Here is a 24,753-nt window from a genome sequence, read left to right on the forward strand (position 1 = left end):
CATCATTTTTGACAAGTACAATATGAAAATCATGCAAAAAAGAAGCCAAACCTGATTTAAAAAAGTCTATCTGATCAACTGTTTGGCATATTTAAAAAGGATTGAAAAACCCGATGCTTAGGTAGGTTGCCCTAAACGATAGTAAGTATAAGTGACGCTATCATCTTTGTAGACATCATAGCTATTTTGTTTGAAGTCAGAGACCCATTCACTTCCTGTGTATCCAGCAATATGTCCATAAACATGGTTGCGGGTTCTGTGAATGATATAGATGTCACCTTCTTGTGGCTCATCAAATGATGGATTTATCTCTTTATAGCCAATCTTTTTGAGAGTGTCTCCCCAGTCTGAAGCTGCAATGGGGTGATTCCGAATATCTGCACCAGCAGATTCGAGAGCAAGGCGGATACTACGTGCACAACGGGCTTTGCTGCGTCTTGAGGTAATACTTTCTAATTTAGCTACGAATCTATCAACATCTATTGCTGGAGTATCGGAAGTTTCAGTTTGATGATTACTAGGTTTCATAGTGAAAGGATAAGGGAGACTGGGAGTGCTGTGGGATACAACAATGGCTGCCTGATTTGAATCCTGATACATATAATTATCAGCTACTTGTCCGTCATAAATAATCATCGTGAAATCTCTACCGTACTATCTATATCCATATTAAAAAAATCACCACCTACCTGTGGCGTTCAGAGATACTAATAGGCGTACCTTAAAAGTTTTGTTTGTGTTATGTAATAACGTATCTTTTTTCCAAATATTGCTACTTAGAGATAAAAAGATACTCATTAAAATGAAACACAAAAACAATTTAACTTAAGTTATTGATATTTTTATTTAAAAATAATTAATCAGAGCTTAAATTTGAATATTTTAATTCAGTCATTGCGAATATACTCAAAATCTAAGTCCCTGATTTAAAATGCCACATTTTCTTACAATTTAAGAAGTCATCACAAGCTTAAGCTTGATGCTCTTTTAAGTATTCTTCAGTACGAATCAAAGCTGCTTGCATGTTGCTAATAGCCTGTTCTACATCACCTAAAGTTTTTGCATTTCCACCACTTAGCGCCTGACGCCATTTACGCGCACCTGGTAAATTTTGGAATAAGCCTAAAATATGACGTGTAATGATGGAGAGTGGAGCACCTTCAGCCATACGCTGTTCAATATAAGGTAGCATTTGTTCCATAATCTCGAATCGATCTGGAGCTTCCAAATTCCAAAGCTGACCCATTTCCGCGAGTAAGTACGGATTATGATAGGCTTCACGGCCAATCATGACGCCATCAACATGCTGTAAATGTGTTTGAGTTTCAGTAAACGTTTTAATCCCGCCGTTAATTTCAATGGTGAGATGTGGGCGCTCTTGTTTTAAACGATAGACATCTTCATAGCGTAAAGGTGGAACTTCACGGTTTTCTTTTGGTGACAGGCCTTTCAAAATAGCAATACGGGCATGCACTACAAAATGAGTGCAACCTGTTGCTGCGACAGTATCTACAAAATGAAGCATCTCTTCATAAGAGTGCATGTCATCAATCCCGATACGGTGTTTCACCGTTACCGGAATGTTTACTGCTTTTTGCATAGTGTGAATGCATTCAGCAACCAAATCTGGTTCTGCCATTAAGCAAGCACCGATTTTATTGTTCTGTACACGGTCACTTGGGCAGCCTACATTGAGGTTAACTTCATCGTAACCCCAGTCTTCAGCCATTTTTGTGCAAGTCGCAAGCTCTTGCGGGTTTGAACCGCCTAACTGTAATACGATAGGATGCTCTTGTGCACTGTAGTCTAAATGGCGTTTTGCATCACCAAATAGAATCGCACCTGTGGTGACCATTTCGGTGTATAGCACAACATTTGGGTTAAACAAGCGAGCAAAGAATCGATAATCCTTCGTTGTCCAATCCATCATGGGTGCGACAGAAATACGAGGTTGTAACGATTGAAGTGATTGCATAACCAATAGCCCAAAAGTCGCTAAATTAATGAAAGGGCAGCATTATACGAGGTTTATGCTTGAATCGACAGAGGCATTTAGCCGAGTAATTTATAACCACCCTTGTGTTGAATATAGGGAGATGATTTATAACAAGTTACCTTATTGGGAAATCATTTTCTTTTTTTGTAAGATAGCATCAAACAAGCTAAACAAAATACAAAGTACAACTAACCCAATACCAGCAAGGCAAGTCATGGTCCATCCGCCACGGTTCCACGCAAAAATTCCTAATGCTGAACCTCCTGCGCCTCCAATAAAGTAAGTGGTCATATAGATGGCATTAATACGAGATTTAGCATCTGGTCGTAAACGGAAAATAATGCTTTGGTTGCTCGTGTGTACAAGTGCTAGTGCTAACTGAATTAAAGCAAAACCAGCAATATAACTCGCAAGCAAAGTTTGTCCATAATAAAAGCAGAGCCAGCTTAACAGGAATAAAGCACAGCCCATCCATGTGAGGAGAGTGGTACGTCCTTGATCGGCATATTTACCAATATAACGGGTTGATAAGGCACCAAAGATACCGACTAAAGGTACTAGTCCAATAAACAGATCAGGTAAATGATGTGCTGAGGTGAGGAGTAATGCGATGGTGGAATATAAAATACTCACAGATGCGAAGGCGAAAGCACCTGTAAGCGCTCTTAATAATAGTCTTTTCTCTTGTTTTAAAAGCTGCCCCATGGAAGCAAAGATCTGTCCATAATTCATTTTCATGCGTAAAACATAAGGCAAGCGACTTTTTAAGGTATATGCCAACAGAAGCATTAATATGCCGCTTACCACATAAACCACTTTCCAGTGGAATAAGTTAGAAAATAGGCCAGCCAGACTGGTAGAGAGTAAAATACCAACCAATAGGCCACTCATTAAAAAACCAATGATCTCGCCAGTTTTTTCAGGTTTTACAGTCATTGTGGCAAGAGGAATAAGCACTTGAGCTGCAACAGAAAATAAGCCCGCTAAAATTGTACCGATCCATAGCATGGGTAAGTTAACAGCAAAAGCAGAAGTAAATAGGCCAACTGCACAAAGCACCATCAAAAACGGAATAGCCTTGGCTTTATTGACGATATCACCCATCGGAACAATAAAGAGTAGTCCTAGGGCATAAGACACCTGAGCAAATGTAACAGTCAATGCGGCTTGTGCTTGAGTAACAGCAAAGTCTTGTTGAATGGAGTGAATAAGAGGCTGGCAATAATAATTCACACCTGCACATAAGCCACATGCTGCTGCCATCAACCAAAGTAAAGGTTTATTTTGACTGATATCTTCAGGGGTAGACATGATGTTCTCTCGATTTTATTAGGTGTATGCGGTTGCTTCGACTTCAATGAGCATATGCTCTAATGCAAGGCGTGGTACAGGAATGAGTGTACAGGCTGGAAAAGGATGATTTTTCCATAAATTTTGCATAACTTTAATTAAAATTTCATGTTTTTCGACCGAGTGGTCAACAACTAAAACTCTTAATACGGCAATGTTGCTAAGCTCTGCATTGGCAGCAATTAAAGCATGCTTAATATTATCAATAGCTTGGGAAACTTGTTCTTCAAAGTTTGGGCTTAATTCACCTTTTGAGTTTTCGCCTCCTTGACCTGCAATATGAATAATCTTTTTAAAGTTTTCTACCACAGCAACATGACTATAAGCATTTGGAGTAGGGTCGTATAAAGTTGATGGATTTATTATTTTAAAAGTTTCTTTATTCATGAGACTCAACCGTTCAGTAAAATTTAGATGAGTATCCAACCTCAACTTAAGTTGAGGTCAAGAGAAATTAGTATTTTAATCTTTTCTTTCTGAGGGTAATTATCATGACACCTGCAATATTTAAAATACAGCCTACCCATTGCCACATATTGAGATGTTCATTTAAAAAAGTAACCGCGAGCAAAATAGTTAAAACCGGTCCTATCGAAGCAATCATGGCAGATTGAGAGGCGCCAAGTCGCTCAATACTTTGCATGAGCATAACGGTAGGTAAAACAGTGACCAAAAAGCCAAGTCCGATGCCGTACCAAATTACACTAGATGGAAGTTGTAATAGAAGTTGAATCGGCTGAGGAGTGCTTAATACATAGTGTGTTAATGTACCGATACAAGCGACTGTTAAAGCTAAACCTGTGAAATTCCAAGAACCAAATTTTTTAATTAATGGCGGGGTCAGTAGTAAATAGCCTGCAAAAGCCACAGCACTCGCAAACACGAGACTTGTACCTAGCCAGAAGTTGCCCTGAATTGGTGCATTGTTGTGCTCTTGAAGCATGACCAATACAGTTCCACCATAACTAAGAAAAATGGCAAATAAACTTTTTGCATCTAATTTTTGTTTGTATAGCAGGCTTGAGACTATGACTGTGAGAGTAGGATATAAAAATAGAATAATTCGTTCTAGAGAAGCACTAATAAACATCAGACCCATAAAATCGAGCCAACTGGCAAAGTAGTAGCCTAATAGACCGGCAAAAATTAAAATTAGCCAATCCTTCTTTTTTATGCCCTGATTATGATGCCTGTTAAACCAACAAATGAGTAGAAAGAACGGTAAAGCGCTTAACATGCGTAAAGCCATCAGGACTGTAGCGTCTACCAATGGAGAAAGGGCATAAGTCTGTTTAATAAAGATTGCTTTTGTACTGAATAGAAAAGCAGAGCAAAGAGCAAAAAAAGACCCGATTTGAAACGAAGAAAATGAAATTTTCATATACAAGACTGTATAAGAGAGACTATTGTCTGCAAAAAAAAGAAAAAGCTTCCTATATTACACCTCAAATCAAATATCGTGAATCATCAGTTCAAAATATGGGTATTTATTAAATAAATATTGGGTGGTATTTTAAAAAAGTTCAATTAGAATCCAAATTCTGTACAAAGAATACACATGGGGGAAACATTGCAGCTTAGCAATGTTTTTGACAATGAGAAATTAGCTTGAGGAACGCTCATGCAGATCGGAATCCCAACCGAAACTGTCGTCGGTGAAAGTCGTGTAGCTGCTACGCCAGAGACAGTAAAGAAGTTGATTAGCGCTGGTCATAGCGTTGTGATTGAACGTGGTGCTGGTGTAAAGGCCGCGTACATTGACAGTGCTTATGAACAGGTCGGTGCAACCATTACGGATGATGCCTATACGGGTAGTCAAATTATTTTGAAAGTTCGCGCTCCACAAGGCGGGGAAATTCAAAAACTTCCAGCAAATACTGCTGTTGTAGCAATGTTTGATCCTTATCGTAATACCGAGCTAGATCAGTTTGCGAATCAGCAAGTTTCTGCTTTTGCTCTAGAATTGCTTCCTCGTACGCTTTCTCGTGCGCAGAACATGGACGTATTGTCTTCTCAGGCAAACCTTTCTGGTTATAAATCAGTTTTGCTTGCTGCCGCTGAATATCAGCGCATGTTCCCAATGCTTATGACTGCTGCTGGTACTGTAAAACCTGCTCGTGTTGTGATTATGGGTGTAGGTGTTGCAGGTCTTCAGGCAATTGCAACGGCAAAACGTTTAGGTGCAATTGTTGAAGCAACTGATTTACGTCCTACAGCAAAAGATCAAGTTGAATCTTTAGGCGGTAAGTGGTTAGACGTACCAATGTCTGAAGAAGAGCAACAACGTGCAGCTGACGCCGCTAAAAATGGTTATGGATGGATGCCGGGTGAGCAATACATCAGAGACCAAGCAGCGATTGTTGACAAGGCTGTTTCTAATGCAGATATCGTGATCACTACTGCATTGTTGCCAGGCCGTGATGCACCACGTCTGATTAAGGCTGAAACTGTTGCCAAGATGAAACCGGGTTCTGTCATTTTAGATATGGCTGTTGAAACTGGCGGTAACGTTGAAGGCTCTAAAGTGGGTGAGACTGTTTTTACAGAAAATGGCGTGAAAATTTTGGGTGTTCCAAATATTCCGGCAACTGTAGCGACAGAAGCTTCTGCACTATATGCACGTAACGTATTCAATTTCGTAGAAACATTATTCGACAAAGAGAAAAACTTTGCGATTAATCAGGAAGACGAAATCCAAAAAGCCCTATTGGTCACTCATGGCGGTCAAGTACTGCTTAAGCGTGGTTAAGGAGATTTCTCATGGTTGAAACTATTACAATTTTCGTCCTTGCCATCTTCGTAGGTTATTACGTAGTTTGGGGTGTTACACCAGCTTTACATACGCCACTTATGGCTGTAACCAATGCGTTGTCATCTATTATTGTGGTGGGTGCGATGTTGCAAACTGTGGGTCTACCTATTTTGGGTGTAGATGCTAACGTTGCATTTCAAAGTGTAAATGTGGTGAGCGTACTTGGTGCGATTGCAGTATTTTTGGCAAGCATTAATATTTTCGGTGGCTTTGCAGTAACTGCACGCATGCTGGAAATGTTCAAGCCTAAGCAAAAGAAATAAGAGGGCTTTGACATGGAATTTATTCAAGCAAATGCAAATTGGTTGTACCTTGTAGGCGCAATTCTCTTTATCTTGACGCTTCGTGGTTTGTCTGGCCCTAAAACAGCAATTCAAGGTAACCGTTACGGTATGATCGCGATGGCGATTGCTGTAGTTACGACCTTCTTTGTTGCGAATAACCCAGTCATCTGGATGATTGTTGGTGCAATGGTGTTAGGTGCAATCGTTGGTATTGCACGTGCTCGTACTGTGCCAATGACACAAATGCCTGAAACTGTTGCGCTCATGCACTCTTTAGTTGGTTTGGCTGCTGTCCTAATTGCAATTGCTGCAATTTTGCATAACAACCAACTCACTGCATTGTTTGCTCAAAATGAGGCGGCTTTAACCGCGGCTGGTGTGCAACATGTGCACATGAGCAGTGTTCACTTATTTGAATTGTTCGTAGGTTGTTTTGTTGGTGCGATTACCTTTACTGCATCTGTGTTTGCGTACGGTAAATTAGCTGCAAAAAAATGGGCGAAAACGATTTCTGGTGCATGGGTTAAACCTGTTCAAGCGCTTATCTTTATTGCGATGTTGGCTTGTGGTTTCTACTTCTTCACGACTGGCAACATGACAGCATTCTGGGCAATGACAGCACTTGCACTTGCATTTGGCTGGGTATGGATTGCACCAGTCGGTGGTGGTGATATGCCTGTAGTGGTGTCGCTTCTTAACTCATTCTCGGGTTGGGCAGCAGCAGGTATTGGTTTTACACTTGAAAACAACATGTTGATCGTTGCGGGTTCTCTCGTGGGTTCGTCTGGTGCGATTCTGTCGTACATCATGTGTAAAGCAATGAACCGTTCGATCATCAATGTATTGTTTGGTGGTGCAATGGGTGGTGCAGCGGTTGCTACAGCTGCTAAAGGTGAGCAAGTTCAGCGTAACCACCGTTCAGGTTCTGCTGATGATGCTGGTTTCTTGATGTCAAATGCAGACAGCGTTGTGATTGTACCGGGTTATGGTATGGCGCAAGGTCGTGCACAAAATGCTGTAAAAGAATTGTGTGAAATTCTAAAAGAGCAAGGTGTACGCGTTCGTTTTGCGATCCATCCAGTTGCTGGTCGTATGCCTGGTCATATGAACGTATTACTTGCTGAAGCAGACGTAGCATATGAAGATATCTTGGAAATGGATGAGATTAACTCAGACTTCCCTGCAACTGATGTGGTGCTTGTAATTGGTGCAAATGACGTAGTAAACCCTGCTGCGAAAGATGATCCAACTTCACCAATTTATGGGATGCCGATTCTTGAAGCACATAAAGCGCGTACGATCATGGTGATTAAGCGCTCTATGGCAACTGGTTACGCTGGTCTAGACAACGATTTGTTCTATAATGAAAAAACCATGATGATCTTTGGTGATGCGAAGAAAGTTGTGGAAGATATGACGAAAGCAATCAATGGTGGTGGTCACTAATCTGACCTTAATCAGGATTGTAAAAGCCACCCTCGGGTGGCTTTTTTATTTGGTTTACTTGTTTAAAGAAATTTTTCTACAAGGTCTATTGACTGTTGATATAGGTCGTGTGCCAGTTGCTGGTTTTTTGCGTGTGAAGATTTCCAGTCTGGCATGTGTGCACTGACATATTCACCATTACGATTCTGCCATGCACCTCCAGTTGCCATTTCTGTAATGAGATTTGCTGGAACTGAGGTTGGGACTAAGCCTAATTTCATCGCTGCATAAACTGGTTTTGGTAAGTCACGATAAATATCAGAAGCGACACCGCCAGGATGCAATGCATTGTTGGTAATAGAACTACCTGCTAATTGTTCTGCTAAAGCATTGCTGAATAGTAAATTTGCAAGCTTCGATTGCCCATAATAAAACAGGGGATTGTAAAAACCTTCTGCACGAAACTTGTTAGGTTTAATTGAGCCAACCCAATGAGCAATAGATGCGAGATGGATAATACGTGCTTTGGGAGATTGTTGCAAAACCGGAAGTAGTTTTTGAGTTAGTAAAAAATGACCTAAATAATTAACGCCAAATTGCTGCTCGAAACCATCGGCAGTCAGTTGTTTGGTTTTGGCAAATAACCCTGCATTGTTAATGAGTACATCAAGGCTGCCATAGCGGTCAGCAATCTCATTAGCAGCTTTTTGAGTCAATTCAAGACTGTTTAAATCAAGAGAAACTAAATCGACTTGCCCTTGGTTAAGGGCGCGTAATTTGTTTTGCGCATCTTGCGCTTTTTCTGGATTTCGACACGCTAAAATAACATGTTGTCCTTGTTTAACGAGTTGTTCTGCTGTGGCGAAACCAATCCCTGTGTTGGCGCCCGTAATTAATATCTTCACTTTCTGTACTCCGGTTATGCTATTTATTGGTGGGGACTTCAAGAAAGTATATATTGCTGCAAATCTGACAATTTGTCATGTCAATTTTAAAAATGGCTGATGGCTGGCTGTTTGAAGCAGGTGTTAAAATATTTGAGGAAAGTGGGGGGTGCTATTTGAGAGTTGTTAATATAGCTGTCAGATAAATAAAAAAGCGGCTCAAAAGAGCCGCTTTTTTTAAAAGCAAAATTTTAAGCAACCGACTCTGGAGCGGTACGCCATAAGCTTTCTAAATCGTAGAATTTACGAGCTGTTGGTAGCATCACATGTACTACAACAAAGCCGAGATCAATCAAGATCCACTCTGCATCTCGTTCACCTTCAACGCCAATCGGGCGGAAACCGGCTTTTCGAGCTTCTTCTGCAACATTGTCTGCGAGTGCTTTGACATGGCGAGTAGAAGTACCACTTGCAATTACAATAGCATCAGAGACATTGCTAATTGAGCTAACATCTAACTGGAGAATATCTTTTGCTTTTACATCAACTAAAGCGTCATGAACAACTTTGAGACAAGTCTGTACGTCTTTATTTGAGGTGTTCATTGCGAAATCGTGAGAATTAGACACGCTGGGCGATGGTTCTAAATTCATATAGGGTATATTTTCCTGACAATTACTCACTATCTAATATAGTGGTTTTTGATCCGAATTTCAAACAGAACTCGTAACAGTTTATATATTTACATCATCGGAAAAATACTTTTTCTTCCAAGTAAATGACTGATTTGAAGTATTTTCAGGCTTATATTCTGCTGCAATATAGTTTTGATAAGAGCTTTGCTTTAACCAAGAAAAAATTTGTTCATAAGGAATTTGGGCTGTATCTGGTTCATGACGTCCCGGACAGTCCGCAAATTGAATGTGTCCAATTAAGTTAATATTTTCTTGCAAACCCTCAAGTACATCTTCGCCCATCATCGCCATGTGATAGCAGTCATATTGCATTTTTAGAGCAGGGTGATTGACTGCTTCTAGCATTTCTTGTCCCTGCGCAATGTTCTGCACCAAAAAGCGTGGCATATCTGTACCGTTAATCATTTCAAAAACGGGTTCTATACCGTGTTCACTAAGTAAGTTACAGGCAAGTTTTAAATTAGCTGCGAATGTTTTCAAACAAGGAAGTAGATCGGCATCTAGAGGCTGTTTCCCTGCCAAAATATTAACACGGGGAACTTTTAAAGCAGTGGCATAGCTAATTGCTAATTCTAATGCTTCACTAAAAGCTGTTTCTTGACCAGGTACGCCAGCTAAACCATTGCCACCTTGCATAAGATCACCCGCAGGCACATTGATTAGGCAGAGGCTAAGGTTGTAGCGTTCGAGTTGAGTTTGAATATCTGAAATAGTCAATTCATAAGGAAATTGAATTTCCACGTGTTCAAAGCCCTCTGCATGGGCTAAAGCAAACCGTTCAATTAAAGGAACTTCGGTAAAAATCATGGATAAATTTACTGCAAGACGACCCATACTCAAACTCCGTTTATTTTTGCTCTACTAATTGAATCATAGTAGCTAAATCTTTCTCAGCAAAGCCATTTTTTTGGTGAGTTTGTAGCTGTAATAGAGCTTTTTGTGCAACGGGGATGTCTAAATTAACATTGTTAGCCAATGTTACTGCATTGTTAAGATCTTTAGATAATGTTTGAACTTTCCACTGGACTGGCTCAAAGGTATGAGTTGCCATGCGCGGAGTAAGAATTTGAAAGGGTTTGGAGTCAGCAAATCCGCCCGCTAAGGCAGGAGCAAGCAATGTTGTATCTACACCAGCTCGACCTGCAAGTGCGACAGCTTCTGCGATCAGGGCGCTGTTGGCTGCAACAATGAGTTGATTACAAATTTTGGTTGCTTGGCCGGCTCCTGTATCTCCCATGCGAGTCACACGTTGGGACAGAACATTGTAAATAGGAGTTAATTCTGTAATGGTTTGAGCATCACCACCTGAGAAAATGACAAGTGTGCCTTGTTCTGCACCAGCTGTTCCACCTGATACAGGTGAGTCAATCCATATGACGTCATGGGTAGTAGCTGCTTGAGCAAGCGTTGTCGTTGCGGCAACAGATAAACTCGAGAAATCAACAATAATCTGTTTAGCTTTTAAGTTAGGCTGAATTTGCTCAAATACAGCTTGTACTGCTTTGTCATCTGCCAGACAGATTAAAATAACTGGATACTCACCAATATTTGAAAGTTTTAAAGGTTGTGCACCGATATCAATAAGTTCGTCACATGCAGAGACGGTTCGATTCCAAACAGCAACTTGAAAGCCAGCTTGAATAAGGCGGGTTGCCATCCGACTTCCCATAAGCCCTATGCCTAAAAAAGCAATAGGGGTGTTGCGATCAAAATTCATAATCTAAGCTCTTATTTATATTGGCGTGGTAAAAAATTAACTTCCGGATGTTTGTCTTTTTTACGAGCAAGTTTGCTATTTTTACCAAGTAATAATTTAAGTTGCCAGATTTTTTCTAGACGTAATGATTTTTCTGGTTGATGTTCCATTGCGTCAAGTACACGTTTTGCCGCAGTGAGGGCATCAGGTGAGCGCTGCAACATTTCCGATGCAATCTCATGTGCTTTCTCTAAAGGAGAGTCACTTAAATGAGTTACAAGACCAATTTCTTTTGCATAATTCCCATCAAAAACACGGGCAGTTAAGGTGAGCTCTTTTGCAAGGTCAACGCTAATTAAGCCTTTTAATGAGCGAGTAAGTCCCATATCAGGAACTAAACCCCAACGGCTTTCCATAATCGACATTTTTGTTTCTGGATGAGAAATTCGGATGTCAGCAGCCAAGGCAAGTTGCATACCAGCGCCGAAACAATATCCTTCTAATGCAGCAATAACTGGGACAGGTAAATTCTGCCAAGTCAGAAAGGCTTTTTGAAAAAGACTTTGTCCGGGTTTTATAAGTTCCCAAATGGCAAAAGCAGAGTTTTTGGGATTGTTGAGGTCAGATAAGTCAATGCCAGCACTAAAGACATTTCCTTCACCTGTCAAAATAACACAGCGGATATCTCGATCCTTTTTAATTGCTTTTGCAGTTGAAACTAACTCTTTTAATAAGGCAAAACTCATCGCATTGCGTTTGTCTGGACGGTTTAAATATACCGTTGCAATGCCATTATTTTTTTCAATACGTAAGAGTGCCATGATATTCCCGCTTCTTTTTTTATAGATGAACGGAGCATAACATGGCTGTAATTTGGAAACATGACAGCTCAGTCATACCTATTTGGTAGATATGTTAGTCAGGTATCACCAAGATCTGAAGAGCAGCACTTTCTACCTCTTTAACCACAAGACCTAACTCATCAAAGCGCTGTATAACTTCTTCAATGAAGCCTTCATCTGCTATACGGCGTTCTTTACGTAGCGTTGAAATAAATTGTTCAAAGTCCCCAGTCACTTGCTGTAGTTTTGGGGCGCCTACATAGCGAGTAGCACCATAGAGGCGATGTAAAACATGCTCAAGTTGAGGGAAGTCTTCAAGCTCAATGAGCTGACGCATTTCGTCTAACTCAGTTGGAAAACTATCAACTAACATTTTAAGTAGATCTTGCGCTAAGTCTTCTTTATTTGCTGCAAGTTGCAAACTTTGTTGCCAGTTTAAAATTTGTGGGTCTAAAGCTTCTGCAACGACATGATGGTCTTTATCTATGGCTTTTGCTGTAAAGTTGTTTTTAGTCCATTGCGTTAAGATCTGGATGATTTGCTCCATTTGAATTGGCTTGGTGACATAGTCATTCATGCCTACTTTAAGGAGTTTTTGTTTTTCATCGGCAAGCGCATGGGCCGTTAACGCAATAATTGGAAGCTGCATTTCTCCATCGAGCGTTGACTCTAAAGAACGGATAGCACGTGTGGTATCAATGCCCGACATAACCGGCATTTGGATATCCATAAACACCAAATCAAATGGTTTAAGTTTCTGATCAATTCGTTCTTGAATAAGGTTAAGCGCTTCTTGGCCACTTAATGCTTTAGTTGTTTTAACGTTTAATTCACCCAACAAAGCTTCTAAAACAATTAAGTTTGGTAAATGGTCATCTACTGCCAGAATGTGTAAACCCTGACCATTAAAATCTTGCTGTTCTTCTTCAAAAATAGGTTGGTTGCTTAATAATTGAATGAGTCCACTACGGCTTAATGGTTGATATAAAGGACGAGCACGATATTCACTGAGCATGTTTGGCTCAAGCGTCATTTGATAACCATAGACGGCTAAATTGCCTTGATAACGGCTGCGGATTTCTTTTAATAGCGCTTCTGTATCACCGCTATGATCAACGATAAGCCATGTATTATCTTTCTGATCAAGATGTTTTAAACGACTAAACAAGTCCAGAATCGATTGTGTTTCGATATGAGGAACATGGTAGTTTTCAAGGTAATAACGTAAAACACTTGCTGTAGCAGGGTGTGCAAGGTAAGACACCACTTGTAAATGATCAAAGTGAGGATGTTCGATTTCGTAATCTTCATCTACCACAAATTGTGCGGTAAACCAGAAGGTTGAGCCTTTTTCTGTTGGTGCACGTTCTTGATTGTCCTCAAAGCCAATTTGTCCATGCATCAGATGAACAAGCTGTTTAGAGATAGCAAGGCCTAAACCAGTACCTCCAAATTGACGTGTAACCGATGCATCACCTTGTGAGAATGATTCAAATAATTTTTTACGGTCTGTACCACTTAAGCCAATACCACTATCTTGAACACTAAAATGAAGCAGACATTGCCCAATATCATCATGTTCCATACGAACACGAACAATAATTTCACCATCTGGAGTGAACTTGATTGCATTAGAAATCAAGTTGGTCAGAATTTGCTTGAAGCGTAAAGCATCACCAATCACTTGTTGTGGAATATTGTCCGCATAGTAAAAAGCCATGGCGATATGTTTTTGAGCAGCCAATGGAGATAGCATATCCATGACATCAAAAATGGCTTCTTCTAAATCAAAAGGTGCTGTTTCAAGCTCTAACTTACCTGCATCAATTTTTGAGAAATCTAATACATCGTTAATTAATGCCAATAAATGGGCAGATGACTTGCGAATGGTTTGTAAATAAAGATTTTGTTCATTATTTAAATTTTGCTGACGAAGCAATAAATGAATAAAACCATCAATACTGTTGAGAGGTGTTCGAAGCTCATGACTAATATTGGCAAGGAAAACTGACTTTGCCTGATTTGATGAAATCGCTTGATCACGTGCTTGACGATAGGTAATGTTTTGGACTTCTAAGGTATCTAATGTTCTGCGTAAATCTTCTTCTGTTTGTTCAGTGTGTTCTTTTAATTCCAAAAAGCTAAAGTGCAATCGCTTAACAACGTTTGCGATGTCTCGCTGTAGTAAGCGTAGCTCCCCAGTACTATTAATGACTAGGTGCTGGTCTAGAGTATCGGCATTTAGACGTTGTAACTGCATGCGAATTTCATACATCGGCGCAATCCAGCGACGAGAATAAAAATTCAAGCATAGTAAAAGTAGTAGTAAGGTCATTAATCCAGTAATGACGAGAGCAATCATAATGCGATAACGTGCCAACTCTAGAGGCTGGTTATCCATTTCAATCACTAACCAGACTGGCGCTTTTCCAGCTTTATTACTAATCTGTAGTCCATAAATATTGTTGTGGTTATAAGAGATTGGACCAAAAAAACTATTACTACTGGGAAAGCTAGGCCAATAACGATTATCACGATAACCAATACTTAAATAAGTCTGTCCGTTGTTATCGATGAGTACTGCGCGTTTAAGATTTTTTTCGCTAAACATGCTTTGCATGATGTGCTGAGCATGATCGTATTCATCTGGCTGTAGTTCGACCAGCGTATACAAATCTTTCGCAATTTGATTGTAGCGAGCTAAAATTGCTGAGGCATGATGTAGCTGTTGTTGTTTTACCGAATGTGACGTTTCAGTTAAAACCAGAAAAGCACCGACCCCTGTTAAAATCATAATCGGCACAAAAATTAGAGCAATCAATTGCCCATATGCATGATTCAGACGTAAGCGTTTCGATATGGTTTTATTGAAATTAGACATGGCTACATCAGATTTATCTCTCTGTACGGCATCTTATCACGCTTTATTTTAAAACAGACGGCATTTTATAAATGACCGAGCTTTAATCGCTTTCATGAAAAAGCATATTGAAATGGGTGCAGTACCGAGCATTTTTTCATACAATAGGCCCACCTCGATATAGGTGTTGATCATGAGTAATACACAACCTGACTTTTTAGCCGACGAATTTTTGTTAGATCACTATGTAGGTAAGACACCTCTAGTTCGTTTGCAGCGATTGGCTTCTCATACGCAAGCGACGGTTTTAGCAAAATTGGAAGGTAATAATCCGGCAGGTTCTGTAAAAGACCGTCCTGCATATAACATGATTATGCAGGCAGAAAAACGTGGTCAAATTAAGCCAGGTGACACTTTGATTGAGGCAACCAGTGGGAACACGGGTATTGCTTTGGCAATGGTTGCTGCAATGCGCGGCTATAAAATGAAACTTATTATGCCGAACAATATGAGTCAGGAGCGTAAAGATGCGATGCTGGCTTATGGTGCAGAGCTGATTGAAGTAACACCACAGCAAGGTATGGAAGGTGCACGTGATTTAGCCTTGCAAATGGAAAAAGACGGTAAAGGGCACGTTTTAAATCAGTTTGGTAATCCTGATAATGTTGAAGCTCATTACTTAACGACAGGCCCTGAAATCTGGAAACAAACAGGTGGGAAAATTACCCATTTTGTAAGCTCAATGGGTACAACTGGTACCATCATGGGTGTTTCTAAATATTTAAAAGAACAAAACCCAGATATTCAGATTGTTGGTTTACAACCAGCAGATGGATCAAGTATTGCTGGTATTCGCCGTTGGCCAAAAGAATATTTACCTACTATTTTTGATAGTAGCCGTGTGGATCGTACTATTGATATCCCACAAATTGATGCTGAAAAAACTATGCGTAAATTAGCACGTATGGAAGGCATCAGTGCGGGTACATCTTCAGGTGGTGCAGTATGGGCATCCATCAAGATTGCAGAAGAAAATCCAGATGCTGTTATTGTTTGCATTATCTGTGACCGTGGCGATCGCTACTTGTCTACAGGATTGTTTTCAGTACAGGACGATAACTCATAATTGAGAGAAATAATGCGTTTCCCAACCTTAGTTTTTGATATTGAAACTTTAACTGATTTAAAAGCGGGAGCGCATTTATATCATCTTGATTTGCCAGAGGCTGATGTAGAGCAAGCGTTGACTAAACTGCGCCGTCAAGAATCAGGCATGGATTTTCAGCGCTTACCTTTGCATGAAATTGTTTGTATTTCTGGTCTGTGGATTGATGAGTCTGGTTTTAGATTGTTTTCTTTTAGTCGGGAAAACTATTCTGAAGCCGAAATTTTACAGAAATTCTTGTCAATTTTTGATAAACGTCATCCGACTTTAGTGAGTTGGAACGGCTCACAATTTGATTTACCCGTCATTCTATTCCGCGCGATGTATCATGGGCTTTCTGCACCGGGCTTGTTTGATCAAGGTGAGATTGATAGCCAGAAGCGTTTTAATAATTACCAAAACCGTTATCACCATCGCCACATTGATTTAATGGATGTGATGGCAATGTTTAACGGGCGTAATTTTCAAAAGCTTGATGATATTGCCTGCATTTTAGGTTTGCCGGGTAAGCGCGGCGAGTCGGGTTATCATGTGCCGGAATATGTCCGTACGCAGCAGTGGTTAAAACTGACCAGCTATTGTGAAGGAGATGTACTTAATACATGGTTCGTCTATATACGTTGGTTGTTATTAAAAGGACAATTAACAGTAGATGAGCATAATGATTGGGTAAACTCTAGTATTGATTATTTGAAAAATATTCCTCAGCAAGCAGATTTTCTTGAAGTATGGGAACGTACCTCAAAACATAGTGAATTTACTTCACACTATTTTAATTCTTCAGATTTTTAGGTTCATCCTTTGAAACAACAAGCCAAATCTCGCAAGCCCCAACAACCTGAATATATTTTTCAGGTTGAAACACTTTCTCATGAGGGGCGGGGAATTGCGCATTATGGTTCTCATCCTGATCATCCCGCAGATAAGCATGGCAAGAAAGTTTTTATTCGTTATGCATTGCCCGGAGAAACTGTAAAGGCCAAGATTACCCATCAAGCAAAGCGTCTTGAAGAAGCTGAGATGGTGCAGTTGTTAGGAGAACCTTCAACTCATCGTATAGATGCAGTTTGTCCTCATTATGGTATTTGCGGCGGCTGTAGCATGCAGCATATCCATCCTGATGAACAAATCCGTTTAAAGCAAAGTGTACTCCAATCACATTTACAGCATTTTGCAGGTATTCAACCTGAACAGTGGCTAGAACCGATTCGGTCTTTACAAAGTGATTATCGCCGCCGAGCACGAATTGGTGTGCGCTATTTGCCGAAGCCAGATCGCTTAATTATGGGGTTTCGTGAACATCATAGTAATCGCTTAACTTCTATCCATAGTTGTAGCGTTTTGGATAAAAATTTATCAAATAGTTTGCCTGAGTTACGCACTTTACTCCAAAGTCTAAAAGGCAAAGCACATATTGGTCATGTAGAATTAGCAAAAGGTGATCATGAAATTTCTTTATTGGTTCGTCATGTAGAAAAATTAAACAATTCTGATGTCAACCAATTAAAGCAATTTGCGTTAGACAAGGGGTGGCAGTTGTATTTGCAACCTAAGGGTCCTGAAAGTATTCATCGTATTGATGATGAAAAAGGTGCTTTACGTTTACATTATGCTTTAGAGAGGTTTAATGTAAATTTTGCTTTTTCGCCATTGGATTTTACGCAGGTCAATGCCACAGTAAATGAACAAATGGTTCAATTGGCATGTGAATTGCTTCAATTGGAATCAGGTGAAAAAGTACTTGATCTATTTTGTGGTTTAGGCAATTTCTCACTCCCGTTAGCACGATGTGTTGGTGAGAGTGGGCAGGTTGTTGGTGTGGAAGGGAGCGAAGAAATGGTTCAACGGGCAACAGCTAATGCAAAATGCAATAGTTTGGTGCAGGCAACCTTCTTTTCACAAGATTTAACAAAAGATTTTTCGCATCATTCTTGGGCAAATCAAGGATTTGATGCATTATTGATTGATCCTCCTCGTGCTGGTGCATATGAAATTATGCAGTATGTATCAAATTTTGGAGCAAAAAGAATCGTTTATGTATCATGTAATCCAGCTACACTGGCAAGGGATGCAGGTGTTTTGGTCCAATATGGTTACCAGTTAAAAAAAGCAGCTGTGATGGACATGTTTACGCACACAGAACATGTTGAATCCATTGCACTATTTGAAAAAATTCAAGAGATAAACGATTAAAAACATGAGTTACATATTGAGGAGAATGGTATGGTCACAGTACGTGAACAGTTACCTGAACAACTAACTGAGTTGTCCGAGGAAACGACTGTAGAGCATGCCGCCGAAACGCAAATCGGTTTAGCCTCATGGTTGGATCGGGTGCGTGAAATATTAGATGGGGCGAAGCTTGAACAGCTTGAAAAAGTTGCGAATGAAACCCTGCAAAAAGAGTTACAATCAACGGTTAATCATCGGTCCAATACTTTCGCTACTGGCGTTGGAATGGCCGACATTTTGGCACATCTCCATGTCGATGAAGATACTCTATCGGCAGCCATGCTCTATCGTAGTGTGCGTGAAGACATTACTGATATAGAAGAAGTAAAAAAGAAATTTGGAGATCAGGTCTATAACCTTGTCAAAGGCGCTTTGGCAATGGGTAAACTCTCGGAACTCATTGAAAAAAATAAGCGGTTAGAAGATCACTTCAATAACAATCAACGAGAACATTTAAGTGGCATTTATAAAATGCTGATTTCGGTCACCGAAGATGTTCGTGTTGTTTTAATTAAACTTGCTGAACGTACCTATTCTTTACGAGAGCTGGCAAATTCCTCTCGTGAACGTCAAGAACGCGTAGCACGTGAAATTCTTACTATTTATTCGCCATTGGCACATCGACTCGGTATTGCTCAGCTTAAATGGGAACTTGAAGATCTCGCTTTTCGCTATTTAGCTCCAGATCGTTATAAAGAAATTGCGTCATTACTGAATGAAAAACGTTTAGAACGCGAACATTATATTCAGTTCGTTATTGATCGTTTAAAAAATGAGTTGGCGTCTTACGGAATTGAGGCAGAAATTACAGGCCGAGCAAAGCACATTTATTCGATTTATCGAAAAATGAAAAGCAAAAACCTGAGTTTCGATCAGCTCTATGATATTCGTGCCTTACGTGTATTGGTCAATAGTGTTCCTGAGTGTTACCACTCTTTGGGTATTGTTCATCAGATATGGCGTCATATTCCGCATCAGTTTGATGACTATATTACCAACCCGAAAGCAAATGGTTATCGCTCTTTGCATACCGCTGTAATTGCTGAGAATAAATCGCTTGAAGTACAAATTCGTACTCATGAGATGCATGACGAAGCAGAGTTGGGTGTATGTTCGCACTTTAACTATAAAGAAGGCTCAAAGAATACCGATCATTCCTTTAATCATCGTTTGCATTCATTGCGTGCCGTCCTAGAGCACTATCAGGAACGCAATGAAACGACGGTACATCAAAACGAAGATGAAACAGAAGGCTTTGATCAACTACAAGATTTTGAAGGTTTTGAGAAGATTTATGTTTTCAGTCGTGATGGTGATATTAAGGAATTACCTCGTGGCTCGACAGTTTTAGATTTTGCTTATCATGTGCATACAGAAGTAGGGAACAAGTGTTACGCAGCGCGAGTTAACCAGCGTTATGTGCCATTAACTTATACTTTAAAAACTGGCGAACAGGTTGAGATTTTAACTAAAAAAGATCGTGATCCAAACCGAGATTGGTTGGTGAATTCTTTAGGTTATATTAAAACCTCTCGTGCTCGTGACAAGCTGCGTCATTGGTTTAGACAGCAAGATCGTAGTAAAAATCTTGAAGTAGGCCGTGAACTTCTCAATAAAGAACTAGCTCGTCTTGCGATTCACCCAAAAAGTATCGACCTGAATGATTATTCATCACATTTTAACGTGAAAACGGGTGATGACATTTTGGTGAGTCTGGTAAGCGGCGATATTAGCTTACATGCCTTGATTAATCAGGTGAACCGCCAAATGCATCTAGATCAGGATGAACCTGAACTAGTGCTTAAACCAGCATTAAATCCGCGTGCAAGCCATACGTTATCGGCCCACGGAATTTTAATTGATGGTTTAGACAATGTAGAGCTGCACATCGCTCAGTGCTGTCAGCCCGTGCATGGTGAATCAATCGCTGGATATATTACTTTGAACCGTGGTGTCAGTATCCACAAAGTCATTTGTTCAGATTATCAGCGTATGATTAAGCAGGAACCAGAGCGTGCTGTTGAAGCCGACTGGGAAATGCAGCCAACGCGTGGTCAAAGTGTTCAAATTGTAGTTGAAGCTTATGATCGTCGTGGTCTGCTTAAAGACTTAACTCAAGTGATTTTCTCTGACCAAATCAATATTCGTCAGGTTAATACAATTTCTGAAGCAGATGGTATTGCCAATATGAAGTTGTTAATTGAGGTTAAGGGTTTAGCACAGCTTTCTCGTTTGTTGGCTCGCTTAGAGCAGCAACCTGGAATCATTAGTGCGCGACGCATGATCCAAGGTGTTTAACTGAATTGAGTAATTAAAAAGGCTGTCAAATGACAGCCTTTTTAATTCGAATTACTTTCTTGATAAATAAATGTTAGTGAGTCGATTTAAAAACTGTGGGCTTAAAGTCGAAAGTTGATAAAGTAGTTTGGTTTTTATGCCAACTGGAGTGTGAGTTGGCGTCCAGAAATGAGCCTTTTTCTCTACAAGCGTAAGCACCTGCTGAGCAATATCATTTGGACTTAAGTCGATTCCCATATTTTGAATAGTGCCTGCATCCATATTGTTAACCATTGCAGTTTGCACAAACAGCGGCATCACATCTAAAACGCGAATACCGTATTTCTTCCATTCCACATCTAAACCTTCAGTAATTCCGCGAACAGCAAACTTACTAGCTGAGTAAGAAATCAAATCAGCTTGCCCATAAATTGCAGAAGCTGAAGATAGATTGATAACACGTGCAAAAGATGCTTGCTTTAAATAGGGTAGAGCAGCGTGACAGCCATTGATGACACCGTTTACATTAATATTTATTGTTCTTTGATGAGCTTTAATATCAGTTGTTTCAAATGCACCAGAATATAAAATACCGGCGTTATTTACCAAGATGTTAAGTTCACCAGCCCAGTCAGTAAACTCTTTTAATATGTGTTGCCATTGGTTGTAATCACTTACATCTAGATAGCCAGCACATGCATTTGGCCCTAAATCACTTGCCAGTTTTTGAGCAAGCGACTCATTAATATCATAAATGCCTACTTTATATCCCTGTTGGTAAAATACACGTGCAATTTCTGCCCCAATACCTTGAGCGGCGCCACTAATCAGAATACTGTGTCTCATCTTTTTTCTCTTTGTCAGTACAATAGTGCGACTGATTTAATCGCTTTGATTTTGATCATAACAAATTAAGATCTTAGTTTTACTGACCGACTTTTTAAACTTGAGGGTTACCATGGATAAATTGCTTAAAATTATGCAAGAGTTACGTGAAAAATGTCCGTGGGATCAGGCGCAAACACCCATGACTCTTACGAAATATGCGATTGAAGAAGCCTATGAGGTCGAGGCTGCTATTCGTCAGGGCGATATTAATGAAATTCGAAATGAGCTAGGCGACCTTTTGCTGCAAGTTGTTTTTCAATCGCAAATGTTTAGTGAGCAAGGCGCTTTTAATTTTAATGATGTGGTTGAGGCAATAAGTGAAAAGTTAATTCGTCGTCATCCACATGTTTTTCAGCCAGATCAATTTAATAACTTAAGCTCTGAACAAGTAAGTGAACTCTGGAAACAAATTAAACAACAAGAAAAGCAAGGAAAGAGTCAATCGCGATTAGATGAACTAAAGCATGGACCAGCACTATTACAGGCACAAGAAATTCAAGAAAATGTAGCAAAAGTTGGATTCGATTTTGAAACTGTAGAAGATGCTTATGAAAAATTAGAAGAAGAGCTGGATGAGTTCAAACAGGCACTAAGAAATCAAAATATTGATGAAATTCAAGATGAATTTGGAGATTGCCTGTTTTCATTAGTCAATGTAGGACGTAAACTTGCGATTTCAAGTGAAACATCACTTTTATCAACAATACATAAATTTAGAAGCCGTTTTGCTTTTATTGAAGATCAAGCGAAAAAACAGCAAAGAACATTAGAAGACATGACCTTGTCTGAAATGGATGAATTGTGGAATCAGGCAAAGCGGCAGTTAAAGTTAGGGGAAAAAACACATGCAGCTCAGCATGAATCTTTGGAAGAGTAAGTATTATATTTTTATTGTTTTATTTTGGAGCCTGATTTCATCGACACTGATTCAGGCCCAATCTTTCGACCAAAATTTTAAGGAGTGGAAAGCTAAACAGCAGATGTATGATCAGAAGTTAAGTACGCAACACTCATCTCATTCTAATGCACCAAAAAGTTCAACAATGACTGATTCTTCAGGGCAAGTTCACTTGAATCAAGCCAATATTGATGAGCTTCAAAAGCTAAAAGGGATTGGTGAGAAAAAGGCTCAGGCGATTGTAGAATACCGCCAAAAGAATGGCGGTTTTAAAAATATTGATGAATTTAAAAACGTAAAGGGCATTGGTCCAGCCATTTTTGAAAAGAATAAAACACGGTTGAGTTTATAAATCATCTGTTTGTCAATTGTCATTTCATGCGCAAACTACAGAGAATCAAATTGCCCTTTGTGTGCGTTAGAGCTATGATTAGCGACAACTTGTTATTTACGTCCTGACGTAGGAGACAGCGTCTTTTGCAAACCTTGCGAGCGTCAAAATGTGGTTTGTCCACAGCCCAACTTCCTTCTTCGATTTTAGATGTGATCGATAGCCTGACTAAAGCTGGCTATGAAGCTTATATTGTTGGGGGTGGTGTCCGTGATTTAATGCTAGGGTTTAATCCTAAAGATTTCGATGCAGTCACCAATGCGACACCTGCTCAAATTAAAGAAGTTTTTGGCCGACGTTGCCGAATCATTGGCCGTCGATTTGAATTGGCACATGTCTATTCAGGGCGTGAGCTGATTGAAGTTGCAACATTCCGTGCCCCTCCTAAAAAAGCAGTTACGAGTGCCTCAGGCATGATTTTACGTGACAATAACTGGGGTACCATCGAACAAGACTTTGCTCGACGTGACTTTTCTATCAATACCTTATATTACCAACCGCGTAAGGCTATTGTGCTCGATTTTTGCAAAGCAATTGACGATGTTAAAAACAAAACTTTGCGTTTATTGGGTGATCCAACACAGCGTTTTGAAGAAGACCCTGTGCGTATGCTGCGAACTCTACGCTTTGCAGCCAAGTTAAATTTCAAAATTGATTCAAATATTCTCGATATATTTGATGCCGAAATGACGCAATTATTGCGTGATGTCTCGCCGCATCGTTTATATGATGAATCTCAGAAGCTGTTCACAATGGGACATTTGGCGCGTGTTTTGCCAATGTTGATTGAGTTCGGTGTCTGGAAGCAACTTTTTGCCGATATTCAGCCTAATCTCACTGCATTTATTTTAAGAGCAGCAAAGAATACAGATCAACGTATACAAGTGGGTAAAACAATTAACCCTGCATTTTTCTATGCGGTTTTATTGTGGCAGCCGTTTTTAGAGCGTTGTGAATTTTATTTATCTAAAGGTATTGTGCCGGCCGAAGCGCGTGCACAGGCTGGTTTAGATGTCTTAAAACGCCAAGCGACACGTACAGTTATTCCACGTTTTGCAGAAACTTTTATTCGTGAAGTTTGGGAAATGCAGACTCGTTTGCTCAATCCAAAACCACAGCAAATAGAAGCATTGGCAGGACATGCTCGCTTCCGCGCTGGTTTTGACTTCTTATTACTCCGTGAAAAGTCAGGTGATGATACAACACAAGGAATGGGAAGCTGGTGGGAATCCTACCAAGAAATGTCAAATGACGAAAAAGAAGCTGCTATTAGCCAATATAATCGTCAGAAAGCTAGAAACCGTCGTAAAGCTGCTGCTGAGCCTATTGAAAATAATAAAGTTGAGACGGAAATTGAACCTTTGGTTGATATTCCGGAACCACGCACTCGCCGTGGGAAAAAAGAACGTACTAGACAAGATCAGGCAGTAAGCCGATTTGTTGAAAAAGCGACTGCTTTGGACGCAGGCGTGATGGGCGATCATCCAATTTTAAAACGTAAGCGGGTGCAACGCGATTTAAGCCAAGTTGTTTTTGGGCCAACGCAATGACAATAACCACTTATATTGGTTTAGGAAGTAATTTAGGCGATTCCCGTCAAATTTTATCTGAAGCCATTGCCAAGCTTAAAACCTTAGGAATGGTTAAAGTTTCTAGACTTTATCAAAGTCCACCTATGGGACCTCAAGACCAGCCAAATTATTTAAATGCAGTTGCAGAATTAAATACGGATCTTGCGCCTTTAGATTTGCTAGATCATTTACAACGTTTTGAGCAAGAGGCTGGTCGTGTACGGCTTCGTCGTTGGGGTGAGCGAACCTTAGATCTGGATTTGCTTATATATGGCAATGAAAAAATTCAAAATGAGCGCTTAACTGTGCCGCACATAGGAATTCTACAACGAGATTTTGTTGTAATTCCCTTATTAGATTTAGATGCAGATTTACAACTGAATGGTCAGCCACTCAAAGATTTAGAGCTGATACAGCAGCCGACACTGACTGTACTTGCTGATGAGTCTTGGGCTTAAGCTCTCGATTCATTATGTTCTGCGAACTC

Annotated in this window: 23 protein-coding genes; 11 read left to right on the forward strand and 12 right to left on the reverse strand. The window is 40.0% G+C overall.

The features are described from left to right. Window positions 1–117: 117 nt before the first annotated feature. From HL290_RS11630 to HL290_RS11650, 5 genes are all read right to left on the reverse strand, one after another. The gene (locus tag HL290_RS11630; RefSeq protein ID WP_005036844.1) at window positions 118–636 is read right to left on the reverse strand and encodes a hypothetical protein; all 519 of its coding nucleotides are present in this window, start codon (window positions 634–636) and stop codon (window positions 118–120) included. Window positions 637–970: 334 nt separating this feature from the next. After that, window positions 971–1,975: a tRNA dihydrouridine(20/20a) synthase DusA gene (gene dusA / locus HL290_RS11635; protein ID WP_198496531.1), complete on the reverse strand. Its 1,005-nt coding sequence runs from the start codon at window positions 1,973–1,975 to the stop codon at window positions 971–973. Window positions 1,976–2,116: 141 nt separating this feature from the next. Continuing rightward, the gene (locus HL290_RS11640; RefSeq protein ID WP_198496532.1) at window positions 2,117–3,307 is read right to left on the reverse strand and encodes an MFS transporter; all 1,191 of its coding nucleotides are present in this window, start codon (window positions 3,305–3,307) and stop codon (window positions 2,117–2,119) included. A gap of 18 nt (window positions 3,308–3,325) precedes the next feature. Beyond that, on the reverse strand, window positions 3,326–3,733 hold the full coding sequence (locus HL290_RS11645) for a RidA family protein (protein WP_005036835.1): 408 nt from the start codon (window positions 3,731–3,733) through the stop codon (window positions 3,326–3,328). Window positions 3,734–3,800: 67 nt separating this feature from the next. Then, the gene (locus tag HL290_RS11650; protein WP_198496533.1) at window positions 3,801–4,727 is read right to left on the reverse strand and encodes a DMT family transporter; all 927 of its coding nucleotides are present in this window, start codon (window positions 4,725–4,727) and stop codon (window positions 3,801–3,803) included. 240 nt (window positions 4,728–4,967) lie between these two features. On the opposite strand from HL290_RS11650, the gene HL290_RS11655 reads away from it, so the two are divergent. The 3 genes from HL290_RS11655 to HL290_RS11665 are packed head-to-tail and all read left to right on the forward strand — an operon-like array spanning window position 4,968 to window position 7,888. Next, window positions 4,968–6,095, forward strand: coding sequence for a Re/Si-specific NAD(P)(+) transhydrogenase subunit alpha (locus HL290_RS11655; protein ID WP_198496534.1), 1,128 nt, complete (start codon window positions 4,968–4,970; stop codon window positions 6,093–6,095). An 11-nt stretch (window positions 6,096–6,106) separates the two neighbouring features. After that, a complete protein-coding gene (locus HL290_RS11660) occupies window positions 6,107–6,421 on the forward strand; it encodes a proton-translocating transhydrogenase family protein (RefSeq protein ID WP_003654992.1) in 315 nt (104 codons plus the stop codon). Between the two features lie 12 nt (window positions 6,422–6,433). Further along, window positions 6,434–7,888 carry an NAD(P)(+) transhydrogenase (Re/Si-specific) subunit beta gene (locus HL290_RS11665; RefSeq protein WP_198496535.1) on the forward strand — a complete coding sequence of 485 codons (1,455 nt, stop codon included), beginning with the start codon at window positions 6,434–6,436 and terminating at the stop codon, window positions 7,886–7,888. Window positions 7,889–7,950: 62 nt separating this feature from the next. Here the strand turns inward: HL290_RS11665 and HL290_RS11670 are convergent, their stop codons facing one another. The 6 genes from HL290_RS11670 to HL290_RS11695 form a co-directional block, all read right to left on the reverse strand. Continuing rightward, window positions 7,951–8,772 (reverse strand): SDR family NAD(P)-dependent oxidoreductase, encoded by an 822-nt coding sequence (locus HL290_RS11670; RefSeq protein ID WP_198496536.1) that lies wholly within the window; start codon window positions 8,770–8,772, stop codon window positions 7,951–7,953. Between the two features lie 230 nt (window positions 8,773–9,002). Next, the gene (rsfS, locus tag HL290_RS11675; protein WP_003654998.1) at window positions 9,003–9,404 is read right to left on the reverse strand and encodes a ribosome silencing factor; all 402 of its coding nucleotides are present in this window, start codon (window positions 9,402–9,404) and stop codon (window positions 9,003–9,005) included. A gap of 81 nt (window positions 9,405–9,485) precedes the next feature. Further along, window positions 9,486–10,280 carry a hydroxypyruvate isomerase family protein gene (locus HL290_RS11680; protein ID WP_198496537.1) on the reverse strand — a complete coding sequence of 265 codons (795 nt, stop codon included), beginning with the start codon at window positions 10,278–10,280 and terminating at the stop codon, window positions 9,486–9,488. Window positions 10,281–10,293: 13 nt separating this feature from the next. Next, window positions 10,294–11,163 carry an NAD(P)-dependent oxidoreductase gene (locus HL290_RS11685; protein WP_198496538.1) on the reverse strand — a complete coding sequence of 290 codons (870 nt, stop codon included), beginning with the start codon at window positions 11,161–11,163 and terminating at the stop codon, window positions 10,294–10,296. Window positions 11,164–11,174: 11 nt separating this feature from the next. Then, window positions 11,175–11,963 carry a crotonase/enoyl-CoA hydratase family protein gene (locus HL290_RS11690; RefSeq protein WP_198496539.1) on the reverse strand — a complete coding sequence of 263 codons (789 nt, stop codon included), beginning with the start codon at window positions 11,961–11,963 and terminating at the stop codon, window positions 11,175–11,177. A 94-nt stretch (window positions 11,964–12,057) separates the two neighbouring features. Beyond that, complete coding sequence (locus HL290_RS11695; RefSeq protein WP_198496540.1) at window positions 12,058–14,865, reverse strand: ATP-binding protein; 2,808 nt, start codon at window positions 14,863–14,865, stop codon at window positions 12,058–12,060. 172 nt (window positions 14,866–15,037) lie between these two features. Here HL290_RS11695 and cysM point away from each other — a divergent pair, with 172 nt between their 5' ends. From cysM to HL290_RS11715, 4 genes are read left to right on the forward strand one after another with little or no spacing between them, the layout of a single operon-like run. Further along, window positions 15,038–15,970: a cysteine synthase CysM gene (gene cysM, locus HL290_RS11700; protein ID WP_004641224.1), complete on the forward strand. Its 933-nt coding sequence runs from the start codon at window positions 15,038–15,040 to the stop codon at window positions 15,968–15,970. Window positions 15,971–15,982: 12 nt separating this feature from the next. Then, the gene (locus HL290_RS11705) at window positions 15,983–16,801 is read left to right on the forward strand and encodes a 3'-5' exonuclease (protein ID WP_198496541.1); all 819 of its coding nucleotides are present in this window, start codon (window positions 15,983–15,985) and stop codon (window positions 16,799–16,801) included. A 9-nt stretch (window positions 16,802–16,810) separates the two neighbouring features. Continuing rightward, window positions 16,811–18,202, forward strand: coding sequence for a 23S rRNA (uracil(1939)-C(5))-methyltransferase RlmD (gene rlmD / locus HL290_RS11710; RefSeq protein ID WP_198496542.1), 1,392 nt, complete (start codon window positions 16,811–16,813; stop codon window positions 18,200–18,202). Window positions 18,203–18,232: 30 nt separating this feature from the next. Continuing rightward, entirely contained in the window at window positions 18,233–20,539 is a 2,307-nt protein-coding gene (locus HL290_RS11715) for a RelA/SpoT family protein (protein WP_198496543.1), read from the forward strand. Between the two features lie 51 nt (window positions 20,540–20,590). Here the strand turns inward: HL290_RS11715 and HL290_RS11720 are convergent, their stop codons facing one another. Next, complete coding sequence (locus HL290_RS11720) at window positions 20,591–21,364, reverse strand: SDR family oxidoreductase (RefSeq protein WP_198496544.1); 774 nt, start codon at window positions 21,362–21,364, stop codon at window positions 20,591–20,593. A gap of 112 nt (window positions 21,365–21,476) precedes the next feature. Between HL290_RS11720 and mazG the strand changes: the two genes are divergently transcribed. The 4 genes from mazG (at window position 21,477) to folK (ending at window position 24,724) form a co-directional block, all read left to right on the forward strand. Continuing rightward, on the forward strand, window positions 21,477–22,283 hold the full coding sequence (mazG, locus tag HL290_RS11725) for a nucleoside triphosphate pyrophosphohydrolase (protein WP_198496545.1): 807 nt from the start codon (window positions 21,477–21,479) through the stop codon (window positions 22,281–22,283). Beyond that, the gene (locus HL290_RS11730; protein ID WP_003655019.1) at window positions 22,252–22,656 is read left to right on the forward strand and encodes a ComEA family DNA-binding protein; all 405 of its coding nucleotides are present in this window, start codon (window positions 22,252–22,254) and stop codon (window positions 22,654–22,656) included. Before mazG ends, HL290_RS11730 begins: the two co-directional genes overlap by 32 nt. Before the next feature lie 125 nt (window positions 22,657–22,781). Further along, window positions 22,782–24,245 (forward strand): polynucleotide adenylyltransferase PcnB, encoded by a 1,464-nt coding sequence (gene pcnB / locus HL290_RS11735; RefSeq protein WP_003655021.1) that lies wholly within the window; start codon window positions 22,782–22,784, stop codon window positions 24,243–24,245. After that, window positions 24,242–24,724 (forward strand): 2-amino-4-hydroxy-6-hydroxymethyldihydropteridine diphosphokinase, encoded by a 483-nt coding sequence (folK, locus tag HL290_RS11740; RefSeq protein ID WP_003655023.1) that lies wholly within the window; start codon window positions 24,242–24,244, stop codon window positions 24,722–24,724. Before pcnB ends, folK begins: the two co-directional genes overlap by 4 nt. Window positions 24,725–24,753 lie beyond the last annotated feature (29 nt).

The organism is Acinetobacter sp. AC1-2 (assembly GCF_016124155.1).
Classification (GTDB): Bacteria; Pseudomonadota; Gammaproteobacteria; order Pseudomonadales; family Moraxellaceae; genus Acinetobacter; species Acinetobacter calcoaceticus.